Source organism: Halobiforma lacisalsi AJ5 (genome assembly GCF_000226975.2).
In the GTDB taxonomy this organism is placed as follows: Archaea; Halobacteriota; Halobacteria; order Halobacteriales; family Natrialbaceae; genus Natronobacterium; species Natronobacterium lacisalsi.
Map to the genome: position 1 here is coordinate 3,844,226 of NZ_CP019285.1, position 14,845 is coordinate 3,859,070.

14 protein-coding genes are annotated in these 14,845 nt (G+C 64.8%); 9 read left to right on the forward strand and 5 right to left on the reverse strand.

Annotation, left to right across the window (positions count from 1 at the left end):
* Window positions 1–89: 89 nt before the first annotated feature.
* Window positions 90–608, reverse strand: a complete 519-nt coding sequence (locus CHINAEXTREME_RS18725; RefSeq protein WP_007140705.1) for a chemotaxis protein CheW — start codon at window positions 606–608, stop codon at window positions 90–92.
* 161 nt (window positions 609–769) lie between these two features.
* Here CHINAEXTREME_RS18725 and CHINAEXTREME_RS18730 point away from each other — a divergent pair, with 161 nt between their 5' ends.
* The 9 genes from CHINAEXTREME_RS18730 to CHINAEXTREME_RS18770 all read left to right on the forward strand — a co-directional run bounded on the left by CHINAEXTREME_RS18730 (window position 770) and on the right by CHINAEXTREME_RS18770 (window position 12,438).
* Entirely contained in the window at window positions 770–1,570 is an 801-nt protein-coding gene (locus CHINAEXTREME_RS18730) for a chemotaxis protein CheW (RefSeq protein ID WP_007140704.1), read from the forward strand.
* 225 nt (window positions 1,571–1,795) lie between these two features.
* Entirely contained in the window at window positions 1,796–2,158 is a 363-nt protein-coding gene (gene cheY / locus CHINAEXTREME_RS18735; protein WP_006671731.1) for a chemotaxis protein CheY, read from the forward strand.
* Window positions 2,155–3,411, forward strand: a complete 1,257-nt coding sequence (cheB, locus tag CHINAEXTREME_RS18740) for a chemotaxis-specific protein-glutamate methyltransferase CheB (protein ID WP_007140703.1) — start codon at window positions 2,155–2,157, stop codon at window positions 3,409–3,411. Before cheY ends, cheB begins: the two co-directional genes overlap by 4 nt.
* Window positions 3,408–7,610: an ATP-binding protein gene (locus CHINAEXTREME_RS18745; RefSeq protein ID WP_076738768.1), complete on the forward strand. Its 4,203-nt coding sequence runs from the start codon at window positions 3,408–3,410 to the stop codon at window positions 7,608–7,610. Before cheB ends, CHINAEXTREME_RS18745 begins: the two co-directional genes overlap by 4 nt.
* A 124-nt stretch (window positions 7,611–7,734) precedes the next feature.
* Window positions 7,735–8,367 (forward strand): chemotaxis protein CheC, encoded by a 633-nt coding sequence (locus tag CHINAEXTREME_RS18750; RefSeq protein ID WP_007140700.1) that lies wholly within the window; start codon window positions 7,735–7,737, stop codon window positions 8,365–8,367.
* Window positions 8,364–9,620, forward strand: coding sequence for a chemotaxis protein CheC (locus tag CHINAEXTREME_RS18755; protein ID WP_007140699.1), 1,257 nt, complete (start codon window positions 8,364–8,366; stop codon window positions 9,618–9,620). The genes CHINAEXTREME_RS18750 and CHINAEXTREME_RS18755 overlap by 4 nt, the downstream gene beginning before the upstream one ends.
* Complete coding sequence (locus tag CHINAEXTREME_RS18760; protein WP_007140698.1) at window positions 9,617–10,138, forward strand: chemotaxis protein CheD; 522 nt, start codon at window positions 9,617–9,619, stop codon at window positions 10,136–10,138. Before CHINAEXTREME_RS18755 ends, CHINAEXTREME_RS18760 begins: the two co-directional genes overlap by 4 nt.
* Window positions 10,135–10,953, forward strand: a complete 819-nt coding sequence (locus tag CHINAEXTREME_RS18765) for a CheR family methyltransferase (RefSeq protein WP_007140697.1) — start codon at window positions 10,135–10,137, stop codon at window positions 10,951–10,953. Before CHINAEXTREME_RS18760 ends, CHINAEXTREME_RS18765 begins: the two co-directional genes overlap by 4 nt.
* A 144-nt stretch (window positions 10,954–11,097) precedes the next feature.
* Entirely contained in the window at window positions 11,098–12,438 is a 1,341-nt protein-coding gene (locus CHINAEXTREME_RS18770; RefSeq protein WP_007140696.1) for a hypothetical protein, read from the forward strand.
* Window positions 12,439–12,469: 31 nt separating this feature from the next.
* Here CHINAEXTREME_RS18770 and CHINAEXTREME_RS18775 read toward each other — a convergent pair whose 3' ends face one another.
* Genes CHINAEXTREME_RS18775 through CHINAEXTREME_RS18790 form a run of 4 tightly spaced genes read right to left on the reverse strand, consistent with a single transcriptional unit; the run spans window position 12,470 to window position 14,845 of the window.
* The gene (locus tag CHINAEXTREME_RS18775; protein ID WP_007140695.1) at window positions 12,470–13,252 is read right to left on the reverse strand and encodes a DUF7289 family protein; all 783 of its coding nucleotides are present in this window, start codon (window positions 13,250–13,252) and stop codon (window positions 12,470–12,472) included.
* Window positions 13,249–13,770, reverse strand: a complete 522-nt coding sequence (locus tag CHINAEXTREME_RS18780; protein WP_007140694.1) for a DUF7266 family protein — start codon at window positions 13,768–13,770, stop codon at window positions 13,249–13,251. Before CHINAEXTREME_RS18780 ends, CHINAEXTREME_RS18775 begins: the two co-directional genes overlap by 4 nt.
* Window positions 13,767–14,201, reverse strand: coding sequence for a hypothetical protein (locus CHINAEXTREME_RS18785; protein ID WP_007140693.1), 435 nt, complete (start codon window positions 14,199–14,201; stop codon window positions 13,767–13,769). The genes CHINAEXTREME_RS18780 and CHINAEXTREME_RS18785 overlap by 4 nt, the downstream gene beginning before the upstream one ends.
* Window positions 14,195–14,845 (reverse strand): DUF7288 family protein, encoded by a 651-nt coding sequence (locus CHINAEXTREME_RS18790; RefSeq protein WP_007140692.1) that lies wholly within the window; start codon window positions 14,843–14,845, stop codon window positions 14,195–14,197. Before CHINAEXTREME_RS18790 ends, CHINAEXTREME_RS18785 begins: the two co-directional genes overlap by 7 nt.

Genomic DNA, 14,845 nt, shown 5'->3' on the forward strand with positions numbered 1-14,845 from the left:
CCGGCTGCCGGTTTTCTTCCGTTTCCGTCCCCTTTCATGCTCGTTTTCGGAACCGACGACGAGTCAGGGGACCGCTCCGTCACCGTCGATCAGCCGTGGATCGCCCGCTCGTCGAGCAGGATCGCGCCGCCGTCCTCGAGGGTGAACCGGCCCTCGACGTGGCTGGTGGCGACCCGCGGCGGTTCGAGGGCGTCGCGCTCGATCGTCCTGGTCCTGCCGACGCGATCGACGAGCCACCCGTAGTAGGCGCCGTCGCCGTCCGTCACTCCGAGAACGAGCAACGTCGGCTCCGCCGGCTGGGGGCGGTCGCTGGACCCGGCTCCGACGCCGGTGAAGATCCGCGCCAGGTCGACGATCCGGACGCGTTCGCCGTCGACGGTGATCGTACCCGCGTTCCACGGCTCCGGAGCACTCATTACGGGTTCGGGGTCGGACACGCCGAGCACGGTCGCGATAGCGTCCGTCCGGACGCAGTAGCGGTCGTCGGCGAGGCCGAACGTGAGGACCCGGAGCGGACCGGCGTCGCGGTTCGAACCGTGACTCGAGTTCGCGTCCGGGTGCCGGTCGTCGTCAGGGACCGGATCGTCGACGTCGGAGGGCGGGGTCATTCTCCCGCAGCTACTCAGTTAGCGAAAATAAGGGTTGGGGACGCCGGAGCGTCCGTTCGCTGGGGTTCGATAGCCGATCACCGCCCCGTCGACGGCCGGGACGAACCGGCCGAGCGCGGTGAACGTTTTTATCGCTGGACTGGGATACCCGAACGAAACCAATGGCGGAGCTACCCGACAAACTCCTCGGCATCGATATCGACGGGAGCGACGGCTCCCGTTCGGGACGAACCCGCAGCGCGGACGATCCCGGCCAGGACGCGGAGGAACGGATCCGCGTCGTCCTGTTCCGGGTCGGCGACCACCGGTTCGCGGTGCCGGTCGACGACGTTCGGACGACGACCGAACTCCAGGAAGACGTGACGCCGGTTCCGCGAGCCGCCGACGTCATCGAGGGCGTCGTCGACCTCCGCGGGGAGGTTACGGCGGTACTCGACCCGTCGGTTCACTTCCCGCCGGCCCGGGTCGATCCCGACAGCGACCAACTGCTCGTCTTCGAACGCCCCGCCGACCTGCAGGCCGCGGCGATCCGCGTCGACGACGTCCTCCGCGTCGAACCGGTCCCGGAGTCGAAAGTCCACGACGAAGAGAGCATCGCGGACTCCCCGTTCGACGGGGACGCACTCGAGCACCCGCTCGTCGCAGCGCTGCTCGAGCGTGAACGACGGCCGACGCGGCGGCTCGAGGACCCGGTCGTCACTCCCGAGCCGGTCGACGGGGCGGGCGAGGCCGGAAGCGATCCCGAACGCGAACGGACCGGATCCGGGGCGGACGCGAGCGACCCCGCCGTGGAGTCGTTCGACCTCGAGGAGGACGATGGGGCCGCCGACGTATCCGCGACGGGAGCGACGGCCGATCGGGTTATCGTCGAGGGAACCCCCTTGATCGACGTGGAGGACTTCCTGGCGGCGTCCGGGCAGCGCGGCGATTCGCAACCGGCCCTCGAGACTGACCCGGCATAGCGACTCGAGGTCGGTCGGGAGTCAGCGTCGGCGGTCCGACGACGAAACGGCCGCCAGTCGCGAGGTAGCCCCGGACGACCCGTCGAATACACCGTGTGTATAACCGTTCGTGGTACCCCCGCTTTCCCCGGTCGTCGACCCGGTATCTGTACCTTATCACGATTGATAATCGAGAGACAGCATTTATGGTAATCGTATTTCTATCAGAATTTGGTGTACTACTGAATGTCGACAGGGGTGCTCATCGTGGACGACTCACATTTTATGCGGAATCTACTGCGACAGATCCTCGAGGAGGATTACCGCATTCTCGGCGAGGCGTCCAACGGTGCCGAAGCGGTCAAACTGTACAAGGAACACGAACCCGACATCGTAATGATGGACATCGTGATGCCGAAGTGTAACGGCATCAAGGCCACGGCTGCCATCAAGAAGATCGACCCGGACGCCCGGGTGATCATGTGTACGAGCGTCGGACAACGCGAAAAGATGAAACTGGCCGTCAAGGCCGGCGCGGACGGCTACGTGACGAAGCCGTTCGAGGAACCGAGCGTCAGAAAGGCGCTTACGGACGTCGTCGCGGCATGACGCGCGCACTCGTTGTCGACGACTCGCAGTTCATGCGAACAGTCATCGGCAACGCGCTCGCCGACGCCGGCTACGACGTCGAAACGGCCGCGAACGGACGCGAGGCCCTCGAGGCAGTCGATGCGTTCGAACCGGACGTCGTCACGATGGACGTGAAGATGCCCGAGATGGACGGCATCGAAGCCGTCGAACGGATCATGACGACGGATCCGGTGCCGATCCTCATGCTGAGTGCCTACACCGAGGAGGGCGCGGACGCGACCTTCGACGCGCTCGAGAGCGGTGCGGTCGACTTCCTCGAGAAGCCCGACGGATCGGGGTCGCGGAACATCGGTCACCTCGCGACCGAAGTCGTCGAGAAGGTGACCGAACTCGCAAACGCCGATATCTCGTCGCTGGCGGTGGCCCGCACGGCGGCGACGGCGAACGCGACCGCCGCCGTCCGTGCCGATCGGGCGGCCGCGTCGGGACCCGACTCCGGCGGATCGGTCGCCGCCCGGGGCGACGCTGGCCCCGGTGACGGCCCCTCGAAAGCGGAATCTACTGGACCGCAGTCCCGATCGAACTGGCGACCCGATCCCGATTCGTCCAACTCGAGTGCCGACCGCGCACCCGTCACAGTCGACGGTCGGCCCGAGGACGGAGACGCACCGACGGTCGTCGTCGGGGCCTCGACCGGCGGCCCCAGGATCGTCGAACGGTTGTTCGAACGACTGCCGGCCGCCCTCGAGGCATCCGTCCTCGTCGTCCAGCACATGCCAGCGGCGTTCACCGACCGGTTCGCCGATCGACTGGACGCCGCAGGCGAGTACGCGGTCCGCGAGGCGACTGACGGCGACCGCGTCGGGCCCGGCGAGGCCGTCGTCGCGCCCGGCGACGCCCACCTCGAGGTAACCGGCGACCTCGGTCGATCGATCGGGCTGTCTCTCACCGATGACGACCACGTCCACGGCGTTCGCCCGTCGATCGACGTCACCATGCAGAGCGTGGCCGATCGCATCTCGGGTCCCCTCTGTGGCGTCGTCCTCTCCGGGATGGGACAGGACGGCGCGGCGGGGATCGAAGCGCTCGACGCCGCCGGCGGGTATACGATCGCACAGGACGAGACGACGAGTCCCGTCTTCGGCATCCCCTGTCAGGCGATCAAAACCGGCTGCATCGACGAGATCGCGCCGGCCGACGAGATCGTCGACGGGATCGTCGACGCTTGCACCGTCGACGCCGTCGACGAGAATACCGGAGGTGACACATGACCGAGTACTGGCCCGACTTCGTCCGGGAGAGCGAGGAACGCATCACCGAGTTGAACAACGCCCTGCTGACCCTCGAGCGCCACCCCGACGACGAGGAAGCGATGGAGAACATCTTCCGGGTCGCCCACACGCTCAAGGGTAACTGTGGCGCGGCCGGCCTCGAGCGGGCGAGCGACCTCGCCCACGCCATCGAGGACGTGCTCGACGCGGTTCGGTCGGGCGATCTCGAGGTCTCGCCGGAGTTGATGGACGCGATCTTCGACGCCGTCGACGAACTCGAGACGATGGTCCGGGAGGTCGATCGCCACGGCGAAATCGAGACCGATCCGTCGAATCGGATCGACGCCTTGCGGGACCACCTCGAGGGGCCGGCCGGGCTCAGATCGCCCACCGAGGCCGAGATCGACGACGTCGTCGCGGACCTCGCACAGCCGGCCAACGACGACCACGAGGCCTACCTCGCGCGGCTCTCGATCGCCGATACCGGCGAGGGCGTCAACGACGGGATGCTCGTCGTCGAGGCGCTGATAGACGCGTTCGAGCTGATCGGCACCGAACCGCCCCGCGAGGCGATCGCAGCCGGTGACTACGGCGAGCTGATCGATGCCGTCTTCGCCAGCCCCGTCAGCGAATCCGCCATCGCCTCCGGCCTCGAGCCGGTCGAGGAGGTGGCCGACTTCGAGATCATCCGCGTAACGGATCGGATCGGTTCCGGGTCGACGTCGGGCGAACCGACCGCCGCAAACGCGGCCGAAGACGATCCGTTCGCCGACCTCGAGCCCGGGACCGCGCCCAGCGCGGATCTCTCGCCCGACGAAGCACAGGAACTCGAGGTCGACGAACTGCTCGACGAGTTCAACGAGTTCGACGACCTGGACGAACTGGTCGAAGACGTCGAAGAGGACGACGACCTAGAGGCCTTCGAGGACATGGGCGAGGCCGGATCGTTCGACGACCTCCTCGAGGACGTCGAAGCCGAGACGGAAGCCGACGCCGGGGCTGCCCCGGACCCGGACGATGGACCGCAGTCGGCGGTCGAAGACGCCGATACCGACGACGCGGCAGCCGGCGCCGACGAGGATGCGCCCGACGACGAGCCGACGGCGGCCCCGGCGGACGACGAAGTCGAGGACGCGAGTGCCGTCTTCGAGGAACTCAAAGACGAGGTCGAGATGGTCGGCTTCGACGAACTCCAGGACGAACTCGAGGAACTCGAGTTCGACGAGTTCGACTCCGACGAAGAGGTCGGTATGGACGAACTGCTCGGCGATGAAGTCGACGAGGGCTCGCCGGCCGACGATCCGTTCCTCGAGAGTGACGACAGCGAAGGTTCGTCGACCGCCGCCGATCTCGAAGCGGACACGGATGTAGACGAGGCGGAGGCGGAGACGGAGACGGAACTGGAACCGGAACCGGAACCAGAAACGGAGCCGGAATCCCCGACTCCCGAACCCGCTGCAGAGACCGGTTCCGAGGCCGTCGCGGAAACTGACACCGACACCGACACCGACACCGACACCGACACCGACACCGATACCGATACCGAACCCCCAGTCGAGGCCTCGAGGGACGCCGAACCGATACCGGCCGAAACCGAAACTGCTCCCGAGTCGGCGGAAACAGCCGAGGACGAGCAGGAAGACGCGGCCGACGAACTCGAGGACTCGAGCGTCGGCAGCGGACCGTTCCCGGGCGTCGCGCCGGACGCCGAAAGCGAGGCTGTCGAAAGTCCGTCCCCGGAGAGTGTGGACGACGAGTCCGAACCTGAACCGGAATCCGAACCTGAATCCGACCTCGAGTCCGTGAACGCGGACAGTGACCTCGAGGCGGACGCGAGCGATGTGGAGGCAGACGCCGACGGAATCACTGCGGACGTTAGCGAAGACGAAGACACCGCCGCTGCGACCGAAGGTGACGAGCCGGTCGAAGCGGACCCCGCGTGGGCTGCGACCGAGGACGAGATCGTCGACTTCGGCGACGAACCGGGAGCCGACGACGCCGCCGAGGAAATCGACGAACCCGGCACAGAAGATCTGGAGGCCACCCTCGAGGTCGAGGACGCGGCTGAAGGGGAAGTCGATGCAACCGAGGTGAAATCGGACCTCGAGGACGCGGCCGAGGACGACGCCGGTGTCGACGAGCTCACGGAACCCGACACGGAGTTCGAGCCCGAGGAACCGGATCCCGTGGAGGCCGACATCGACTTCGAACCGGAGTTCGGCGAGGAAGGGGTCGACGATGCCTTCGGCGCGGACGCGGACGCCGACTTCGAGAGCGAAACGACGTTCGACACCGGGCCCGACGAACCGGAACCGGCGGAGTTCACTGGTACAGACCTCGAGCACACCGACGGGTTCGACGACACGGAGTCCGACTTCAGCGTCGAGACGAGTTTCGATGCCGACGAATTCGGTAACGACGGCGTCGCCGAGAGCGACGTCGACGACGCGACGCCGGTCGATGCAGGTACTGTGGACGAATCCGAAGGAGACGAGGGCGACGAGGACGACGAGGACGAGACCGGGGGGTTCCAGTTCGAGGCGACGGTCGAGTCGACGGAAACGACCGACGAGACCGACTCCTCGGACGCCACCCCCGTCGACGAGTCGATTGACGAAACGCTCGAGGCAGGCGACGAAACCGACGTTATCGACGAGATCGACCTCGACGACTCCGGGATCGACTCGGACGTGGACGTGAGTGTCGACTCCGCCGGGGAGTTCGATGCGTCGGGCATCGACGACGAGGTCTCGGGAATCGAACCTGGGGTCGGCAGCGGCTTCGACGACGTCGATGCCGGACCCGACGCCCGGACGGAGGGGGTCGACCTCGAACCCGAACGCGTCGTCGAGGAACCGGACCTCGAGATTCCGGATCTCACCGTGCCGGAACCGGCCAGCCGGGACGAACCGGACGACCGGACCGAAGAGATCCAGTCGGTTCGGGTCGACGTGGACAGGATCGACGAACTGCGGACGCTCGTCGAAGGGCTGGTGACGACCCGTATTCGGCTCCGGCATGCAGCCGACGCCGGGGAGGACATCTCGGAGATCGAGCCCGAACTCGACGACCTGACCGATCTGACGACCGACCTCCAGGAGACGGTGATGGACGTCCGACTCGTCCCCCTCGAGACGGTCGTCAACCGGCTCCCCCGGATCGTCCGGGACATCGCCCGGGAACAGGAGAAAGACGTCGCCTTCGGACTCTCCGGCGAGGGCGTCGAACTCGATCGGAGTATCCTCGACCGGATCCGCGATCCACTGATCCACCTCGTTCGAAACGCCGTCGATCACGGGATCGAACCACCGGAGGAACGGGAAGCTGCCGACAAACCCCGTGAGGGGTCGGTCGAAGTCACCGCATCGCGGTCCCGGGGCCGGGCGACGATCACGGTGTCAGACGACGGCGCGGGACTGGATCCCGACCGGCTCCGTTCGGAAGCCATCGATGCTGGCATCCTCGAGGAGGACGCGGCCGAGGAGTTGAGCGACGACGAGGTGTACGACCTCGCGTTCCACCCCGGATTCACGACGGCCGACTCGGTGACCGACGTCAGCGGCCGCGGCGTCGGGATGGACGTCGTCAAGCGAACCGTCGAAGACCTCGACGGCACCGTCGAGATCGAGAGCGAACCCGGAGAGGGGACGACCGTCACGATGACCCTCCCGGTGTCGATCGCCATCGAGGACGTCCTCTTCCTCGAGGTCGGGGACGCCGAGTTCGGCATCCCGACCAAGGTGGTCCAGGACGTCGAGTCGACGGCGATGGTACAGACCGTCGACGGCGAGCCGGCAATCGTCGACGGCAACGAGGAGTACCGGGTCCTCGAACTCGGATCCGAACTCGGATTCGACGTCGAGCACGAACTCGAGGTCGACGAGGGAATCAGTGCTGAGGCGGCCGTCGCGTCCGATGCCGCGTCCGGCGGGGACGTCGGAGCGGCCGCCGTCGGTGCCGGGGCTGGAACGGGGACCGAACCCGCCGTCGGCTCCGAACCGACCGTCGATCGGGGAATGATCGTCCGGATCCGCGACGACGTTCGGCCCATCGCCCTTCACTGCGACCGGGTCCGAGACCAGCAGGAGGTCGTCGTCAAGCCGTTCGAAGGGTTCATGGGCGGCATCCCTGGGCTCAGTGGGGCGACTGTACGGGGGCGGGGACAGGTGGTCAACATCCTCGACGTTACGACGCTATGAGACGGAACACACAGCCAGACGGAGGCGTTCAGCCGTATCGACGCCCGCACCGACAGTTACAGTCACAGTCATACCGACATCGACACCCACACCGACACCCACACCCACGGAAACGGAGGAACACATGACGATGAAAGTCGATATCCGCAAGCTGAGTTTTATAAACGAGATGGCGAAAGTCGGGACGAACGGCGTCGCCGACAACATGAGCAAGCTGACCGGCGAGGACGCGCAGATGGAGGTGACGAAGACGAACTTCATCGACGTCGAGGACCTCGAGGGACAACTCGACGACGGCAAGCGCGTCGGCGTCCGAGTTCGGCTCCACGACCCGCCCCACGGGCACATCCTCATCCTCTTCCCCGAGACGAGCGCCAAGAAGATCACGGCGATCATGCTCGACGACGTCGTCGACGACATGTCCGACGTCTCCGGCAAGATGGCTCGAAGCGCCGTCGAGGAGATGGGAACGATGATGGCAAGCGGCTTCATCGACGGCTGGGCCGACGTCCTCGGACGCGTGATCGACATCGCCGCGCCCCAGCTCGTCTACGCGCCCGGCGGCGAGATCGTCAGCCGGACCGCGGGACTGGGGGGCGACGATCTCGCCCTGTTCTTCGACTCGGACCTGACGGTCCCGAGCTACCAGATCGAGGCCGAAATCTACGCGTTCCCCGACCTCGAGACGTTCGTCGAAATGGTCAACGCTATGGACGTCCCCTCGAAGAGTTCGACACCCACCTCCCACTCGTCATGAAACTCGACGTTAACGCGCTCGGAACGTTCTACCGGATGGCCCGGGAAGGTGCCGGGTTGGCCGCGGGTCGGCTGACTCACATGACCGACGTCGAAACGCGGGTCGGCGTGACGAAGCTCAACTTCATGCGCGGCCGGGAGATCCGCCGTGACTTCGAGGACCCGACCGAGAAAGTCGGCGTCCGTGTCGAACTCGGCGGTGCGATCGAGGGCTACTCCATCGTCGTCTTCGACCGAGAGAACGCGCTTCGCATCGTCGAAACGCTCGTCTCCGAGTCCGATGCCGAGGAGTTCGACGAGATGAGCCGCAGCGCCGTCACGGAAGTCGGCCACATCATGAACAGCGGCTTCATCGACGGCTGGGCCGACGTGCTAGAGACCGTCATCGACGTCTCGACGCCGGAGTTCGTCGAGGGCGAGTCGGCCGACGTCTTCTTCAGCGACCTCGAGGAAGCGCCCGACGACGACGACCTCGCCTTGCTCTTCCAGAGCCACATCGAGGCCGTCGACACCGAGGTCGGGTTCAGCCACTACCTGTTCCCAGAACGGGAGTCGATGTCCCAGGTGCTCGAGCAACTTCGCGACAGCGGCGGCATCGAGTACGACAAACTCGAGGGGTTCGACCGAATGGCCGAACGCGGCGCGGAGGAGGTCGCAAAGACCGCGACGACGCTGACCGGAATCGACACGAGCGTCGAGATCCGCCGGCTCAACTTCGTCTCGCTCGAGGCGATCCCAGAGGAGGTCCCCGACGAACGGCTGGTCGGCGTCGCCTTCGAGTTCGACGGGGTGCCAAGCGGCTACCTGCTGTTCCTGTTCGACGAGGAGTCCGCCAGGGAAATCGTCGACGCGATGGTCCCGATGGCGACCGACGACGGCGACGCGGACGACGGCCCCGAGAGCTTCGACGAGATGGGGACGAGCGCGATCAAGGAACTCGGCAACATCATGGCAAGCGGGTTCCTCGACGGCTGGGCGAACGTCCTCGACACGACGATCGACCACTCGACGCCGGAGTTCGTCCACGACATCGGCACCGCCGCAGTCGACCCCGTGATCGTCCAACTCGGCGAGAACCAGGAGTTCGCGTTCGTGTTCGATACCCTCATCACGGCCGACGGGAAGGAGTTCGACTGTGAAGTGTACGCGATCCCGGACGAGGCCGACCTCGAGCGGGCATTGAACGACTTAGACGTCGGCCGGATCGAAGACGCACCGACGACCGCCGACTTTCAGGAAGTCGATAACGCATGAAGACGTACGGAACAGAACCAGGCGCGCCAACGCCGGTCCAGGTCGGTATCTCCGAGCTGGCCGTGAGCGACGGCGACGAGACGCTCAGGTCGTACGGTCTCGGCTCCTGTCTCGCGATCGCCCTCTACGACCCCGACAGCGAGATCGGCGGGCTCGCCCACGCGATGTTACCCGACGGTGACGCGGCCGAAAATAGCGATCGAAAGCCCGGCAAGTACGCCGACACCGCGATCCGGGCCTTGCTGCGGCGGATGGTCGAAAAAGGAGCGAGTTATACGTCCGTCGAAGCAAAGATCGCAGGAGGAAGTGATATGTTCGAATTCGACAGTTTCGGGGACGGGGTCGGTCAGCGCAACGTCGTTGCGGCACGCGACGAACTCGAGAAACTCGGCGTGCCGCTGGTCGCCGAGGACGTCGGCGGCGATCGGGGGCGAACCGTCGAGTTCACGCCTGGCTCGGGGGCGCTCCTCGTGAAGATCTCCGAGTCGGACGGAACCACCGGAGTGACGGAGCTATGAACGACGGCGCGTTCGACGACCTGCTTTCGTTCGTCGAGGACGAACTGCAGTTCGCGACCAGCCACTACAACGACAGCTATCTCGACCGGCGCGTCTCCTCCCGGATGCGCCGAACCCAGAGCGACGACTACGCCGACTACCTGCGGACGCTGCGATCGGATCCCGACGAGCAGGAGGCGCTGCTCGAGGCGATGAGTATCAACGTCACCGGCTTCTTCCGGAACCCCGACGTCTGGTCGGGGATTCGGGAGGTGCTCAGGACACTGTCGGCCGACGCCGACGGACGGACCGACACCGTCGATGTCTGGAGCGCCGCCTGCGCCGACGGCCGCGAACCCTACTCGCTGTCGATGCTCGCTCACGACGATCGGCGGATCGACGAGTCCGCGATCGAAATCCTCGGGACTGACATCAGCGAACCGGCCCTCGAGACGGCCGAAAAGGGCGTCTACGAGGAGTCTCGGACGGTCGACATGGACGACCAACTCTCCTTTCTGGACGAGTACTCACACTACGTCGACCGGGACGGCCGCACCTACCGGATCGGCGACGACGTCAAGGACAACGTGAGTTTCGAACGACACGACCTGATCAACGACGATCCCAAATCCGGGTTCGACCTGGTCGTCTGCCGGAATCTCTTCATCTACATCGACAACGAGTACAAGCGATCGATGCTCGAAGTGATCGCCGAGTCGCTCCGCCCAGGTGGGTACCTCGTCATCGGCAAGGCCGAGACGATTCCACCGAACCTCAAATCCGCCTTCTCGGTCCACGACGCGCGGCTGCGGATCTACCAGCGCGACGACGAGTAACGTCGGCCTCGTTCGGTACGGATTCCGATCCCGCCTCCCATCGCGTTCTCGCGATCCCATGTCACGAGACGCGATAGCGACGATCACGACTTTCTCTCCGCCCGTTCGGATACGCTTACGTAGCCGGGTTCGAATGCTGGTGGTATGACCGATTCCGGTTCCGGACCCGGCTCTGGAACGGACCCCGGAGGGAACGACGGTTCCGATCCTGACATCGGCGACCTCCCGGCCTTCGTCGCACGCTCGCGTGCACTTCTCGAGTCCTCGACGCCGACGAGCCCCCGGGAGACCCGTATCTGGATCGTCGAACCGTTCCTCGAGACGCTTGGGTGGGACACCACGACCACGGCCGATTCGGAGGCCCGGAGGACGGATCGATCGATCGGCGGTATCCGCCTCGCGTACGTGCTCTCCATCGGCGACGTTCCAGCCGTTTTCGTCGCCGTGGAGTCCGCCGACGAGACCCTCGACGAAACTCGAGCAGCGGCGCTCGAGAAGGCCATGGATCGATCCGGCGTCGATCGTGCGCTCTATACGAACGGTCGGGAGTACCTCCTGCTGGCCGACGGTGATGGTGGAATCGAACGCCTGGGCTGTCGACTCCCCTCACTGGTCGAGCGCGAGTCTGCGCTCGAACACTACGCCCGTCCCGTCGTCGCCAGACGGCTCGAGCGCCATGCCCGACCCTTCGTCGCGAGACGGCTCGTCCTCGAGCGGGAGTCGCTGGCCGAAGCGATCACTGACGAGTTAACGGAGACGGTACCGGGCGGTGAAACCCACGCCGGCGAGTTCGGGTCGGCGGCCGAGGAGTTCCTCGATGAGCTGATCGACGCGTTCGCCGCCTCCGGCTCCGGCTCCGGCGGGACCCCGGATAGGAGGACGGATACGCATACGGGTACCGTCGACGGCGAGCGAGCGGAGAACGGACTCACGCTCGAGTTCAGCGACGACGGTTACGGACACGAGAATCCGGAGGGGACGGAAACGGAAGACGACCGGAACCAGGACCAGGACCAGGACCAGGATCAGAGGAGCCACGGGAACGAAACGACATCGGCAGGTGAGGCCGACGAAGCCGACAGGAGCGAAACCGAACCCGAGACGAACGACCGCGACGAGGGGAAGGACCCCGACGATGGGGCCGAGGACGACGAGTACGTCGTCCGGTTCTTCAACGACCGCGGATCGATCGGTGCTATCGGGCACTCGAGTTCCGACCGCGCCCTCGTCGCCGCCGCGGAGTACCTCTTCGATCGGGGGCTTTCCGGGGTATCAGTCCCCTGGAGTCCGGAAGGAGAATCCGAACCGACAGTCCTGAACGACGACCCCGTTCGGGCCGACGGCACGCCGATGGCCGCCCCCCGCGAACTCTCGAACGGCCGCTACCTCGAGACCGAGGGCGATACCGAAACCCACGCCGAACTGGTAGAGCGCTTGACCGCTCGAGCGGGTTTGCGGGCGATGCTGACGGGCGACTGGGAGTAACACGGCGAACGGAGCGGACCGCGAAAACACGTCAGTACGAGATATCGACAGTAACGACCGTAATTACGGCTCGGTCGACGTCGTCGCGTTCTCCCGCCTCCCAGTCCTCGAGTGTGCGTCCCCACGCGTCCTCTTTCGCGTCCGATTCGGCCGTCGGGACTTCGACAGAGACGGTGCCCGGATCGTCGACGACCTCCGTCGTTCGATTCTCGACGGAGAGCGTGAATCCCGTGCTCTCGCTGCTCTGGATCGATCGATCGTCACCGTCGATCCGTACGAGCGAGATAATCGCCGTATCGGTTTCTTCGTTGTACGTCAGGAGCGGATCCTCGAGAACGACGGCGCCGCCATCGCTTTCGCGAATCACCGCACCGCTCTCGTACGAAAGCGTATCGGATCCGGACTCGTAGCTGAATTCGCCGAGTTCGATGCTATCACCGTCGATGCCGCTCTCGGCGAACGCGCTTCGGTCCCCGATGAACTCGCCGTTCACGCTGACGTTGATCGCCGTTCCCCCGCTACCAGTCCTAATCGTGCCACCCCGAAGTGACAGTTCCCCGTATCGCTGATCGATCCCGTCGTACCGGAGCACGTCGTTGAAGTTCTCCGCGAGCGCGCCCATCGCCCGTTCGCCGTTTCGCTGCTGTTCGATCGCCTGGTAATCGTCCATCGCCTGGAAGCCGGTCACGGAAAGGAGTGCGATCGAACTGAGGATGATGCCGAACACGAGAACGAACGCGACGACTTCGGAGACGCCGCGGTCATCATGGAGCCATTTCGGTTTCGTATCCGAGCGATGATCACGACAACTCATCGATTCCCACCCTCGAGTCGGAGTTCATCATCATCACCATCGTAGACTATTTCAATCGTTCCCCCAGCGACTGGATCGTCGCTTCCCATCGCAGACTCGACAACCAGCGGGACGTACACGTCGCGATCGATATCGTTGCTGGTCAGCCGTAGACAGTCAGTCGAACCGTCGAGTAACGGTGCCTCGGAACACTCGCCGTTCCCGTTGTCTCCCTCCAGTAGCTCAACGGTATACCTCGAGTTCGCGACCGTTCCGGGATGCTCCGTCGTAACGATCACCGAGTGAGTCTCCTCGTTTGCCATCCGGTCGACGTTTTCGATCTCGTCTGCGAGGCGTTCGCCGATCGTCTCGAGCGACGACTCGGCCGACCGTTCGGTTTCCGACTCGAGCAGCGTCGCCCCGCTGGTTAGCAACATCGCGATGAGGATCGTCGTAATTCCGATCGTGAGGACGTGGGTGACGGCGACCGAGATACCGCGTTCGTGTTCCGTGTCCGTGTCGAACCCGTCGCCGATCATGGTTCCTCCGGACAGTTTCCGTTGCCTGGATCGATCTCTCGTGTCTGGTTGTAACTGAACTCGTGTGTGTCGTAGGTGATCGTGACGTTGATCGGGCCATCGGGATCGATAGAATCGTCGGCGAGGCTGACGTTCGTCACTCCTGCCGACGACTGTGAACTTACGTTTCGGTAGGCGTCCGTGTAGGCCTCGAAGTCGCTCTTTTTGTCCGAGCCGTCGTGAGTGGCGAGGAGGCACTCGAGGTGTTGTTCGACCTCGTAGCCGGAGACTTCCTCAGTCGTCGCCGCCTGACTGGACGTCCCTGACGAGATTGTTTCCGTGTAGAGAACGCCGTTGAAGACGACGACGACACCGAGGATTATAAACGCCAACGTGATGGCACCGATCAGGATGATCTGACCACGATCGGTCCCCTCGAGATCGGTCACCATACGATCACCCGTACTTCGACGACGTTGTACAGCTCATCCCCGGTATCGTCGAGCCGTGGTATCGACTCTGAATCGTTGTCCGCAGCCTCGCTTATCGTATCAGCGGTTCCTTCGTCGGAAGACACCGACTGATTGTCGAACAAGCTAACGGTGTAACTCGCGGTAACGGCGTCCGAGGACGGACTTCCCTGTACGACGAGCGACCGGTTTTCGTGGACGCGGTCGTCGGTTGCGGTCTCGTTCAGGTAGTGAAGTTCGACGTTGTAGTTCTGCCCAGCCTCGGTAAACCGCTTATCGAGCACTTCCCCCAGCACGAATTTCTTGCTGAAATCTTCGACAGTGTACACTTCCTCCTTCGGGCCAGGCTGGTCGGTACCGTTGAAGCCGCCGTCTCCGTCCCAGTGGCGAACCATGGCCGAGAGGTTCGCCTCGTCGTCCGTGGCGGCAGCGACCACGAGTGCGTCCTGAGTCTCCTGTTGGATCTGTGCCTGCACGGATCGATCCGCGGCTCCGCCCGTCGTCGGTGTGATAACAACCGACTGCAAAGCGAGCAACACCGCTGTGAGGACGATCATCGCGCCGATGAATCCCTCGAGGGTGTACGCCTGGCCACGCTCGTTCGACGTCGACGTTCCTTGTCGCAT

Bases quoted from the DNA above. Each gene is read 5' to 3' on its own strand.
- CHINAEXTREME_RS18725 (WP_007140705.1), bottom strand. From the start codon at position 608: ATGACCCCGCCCTCCGACGTCGACGATCCGGTCCCTGACGACGACCGG.
- CHINAEXTREME_RS18730 (WP_007140704.1), top strand. From the start codon at position 770: ATGGCGGAGCTACCCGACAAACTCCTCGGCATCGATATCGACGGGAGC.
- cheY (WP_006671731.1), top strand. From the start codon at position 1,796: ATGTCGACAGGGGTGCTCATCGTGGACGACTCACATTTTATGCGGAAT.
- cheB (WP_007140703.1), top strand. From the start codon at position 2,155: ATGACGCGCGCACTCGTTGTCGACGACTCGCAGTTCATGCGAACAGTC.
- CHINAEXTREME_RS18745 (WP_076738768.1), top strand. From the start codon at position 3,408: ATGACCGAGTACTGGCCCGACTTCGTCCGGGAGAGCGAGGAACGCATC.
- CHINAEXTREME_RS18750 (WP_007140700.1), top strand. From the start codon at position 7,735: ATGACGATGAAAGTCGATATCCGCAAGCTGAGTTTTATAAACGAGATG.
- CHINAEXTREME_RS18755 (WP_007140699.1), top strand. From the start codon at position 8,364: ATGAAACTCGACGTTAACGCGCTCGGAACGTTCTACCGGATGGCCCGG.
- CHINAEXTREME_RS18760 (WP_007140698.1), top strand. From the start codon at position 9,617: ATGAAGACGTACGGAACAGAACCAGGCGCGCCAACGCCGGTCCAGGTC.
- CHINAEXTREME_RS18765 (WP_007140697.1), top strand. From the start codon at position 10,135: ATGAACGACGGCGCGTTCGACGACCTGCTTTCGTTCGTCGAGGACGAA.
- CHINAEXTREME_RS18770 (WP_007140696.1), top strand. From the start codon at position 11,098: ATGACCGATTCCGGTTCCGGACCCGGCTCTGGAACGGACCCCGGAGGG.
- CHINAEXTREME_RS18775 (WP_007140695.1), bottom strand. From the start codon at position 13,252: ATGAGTTGTCGTGATCATCGCTCGGATACGAAACCGAAATGGCTCCAT.
- CHINAEXTREME_RS18780 (WP_007140694.1), bottom strand. From the start codon at position 13,770: ATGATCGGCGACGGGTTCGACACGGACACGGAACACGAACGCGGTATC.
- CHINAEXTREME_RS18785 (WP_007140693.1), bottom strand. From the start codon at position 14,201: ATGGTGACCGATCTCGAGGGGACCGATCGTGGTCAGATCATCCTGATC.
- CHINAEXTREME_RS18790 (WP_007140692.1), bottom strand. From the start codon at position 14,845: ATGCGACAAGGAACGTCGACGTCGAACGAGCGTGGCCAGGCGTACACC.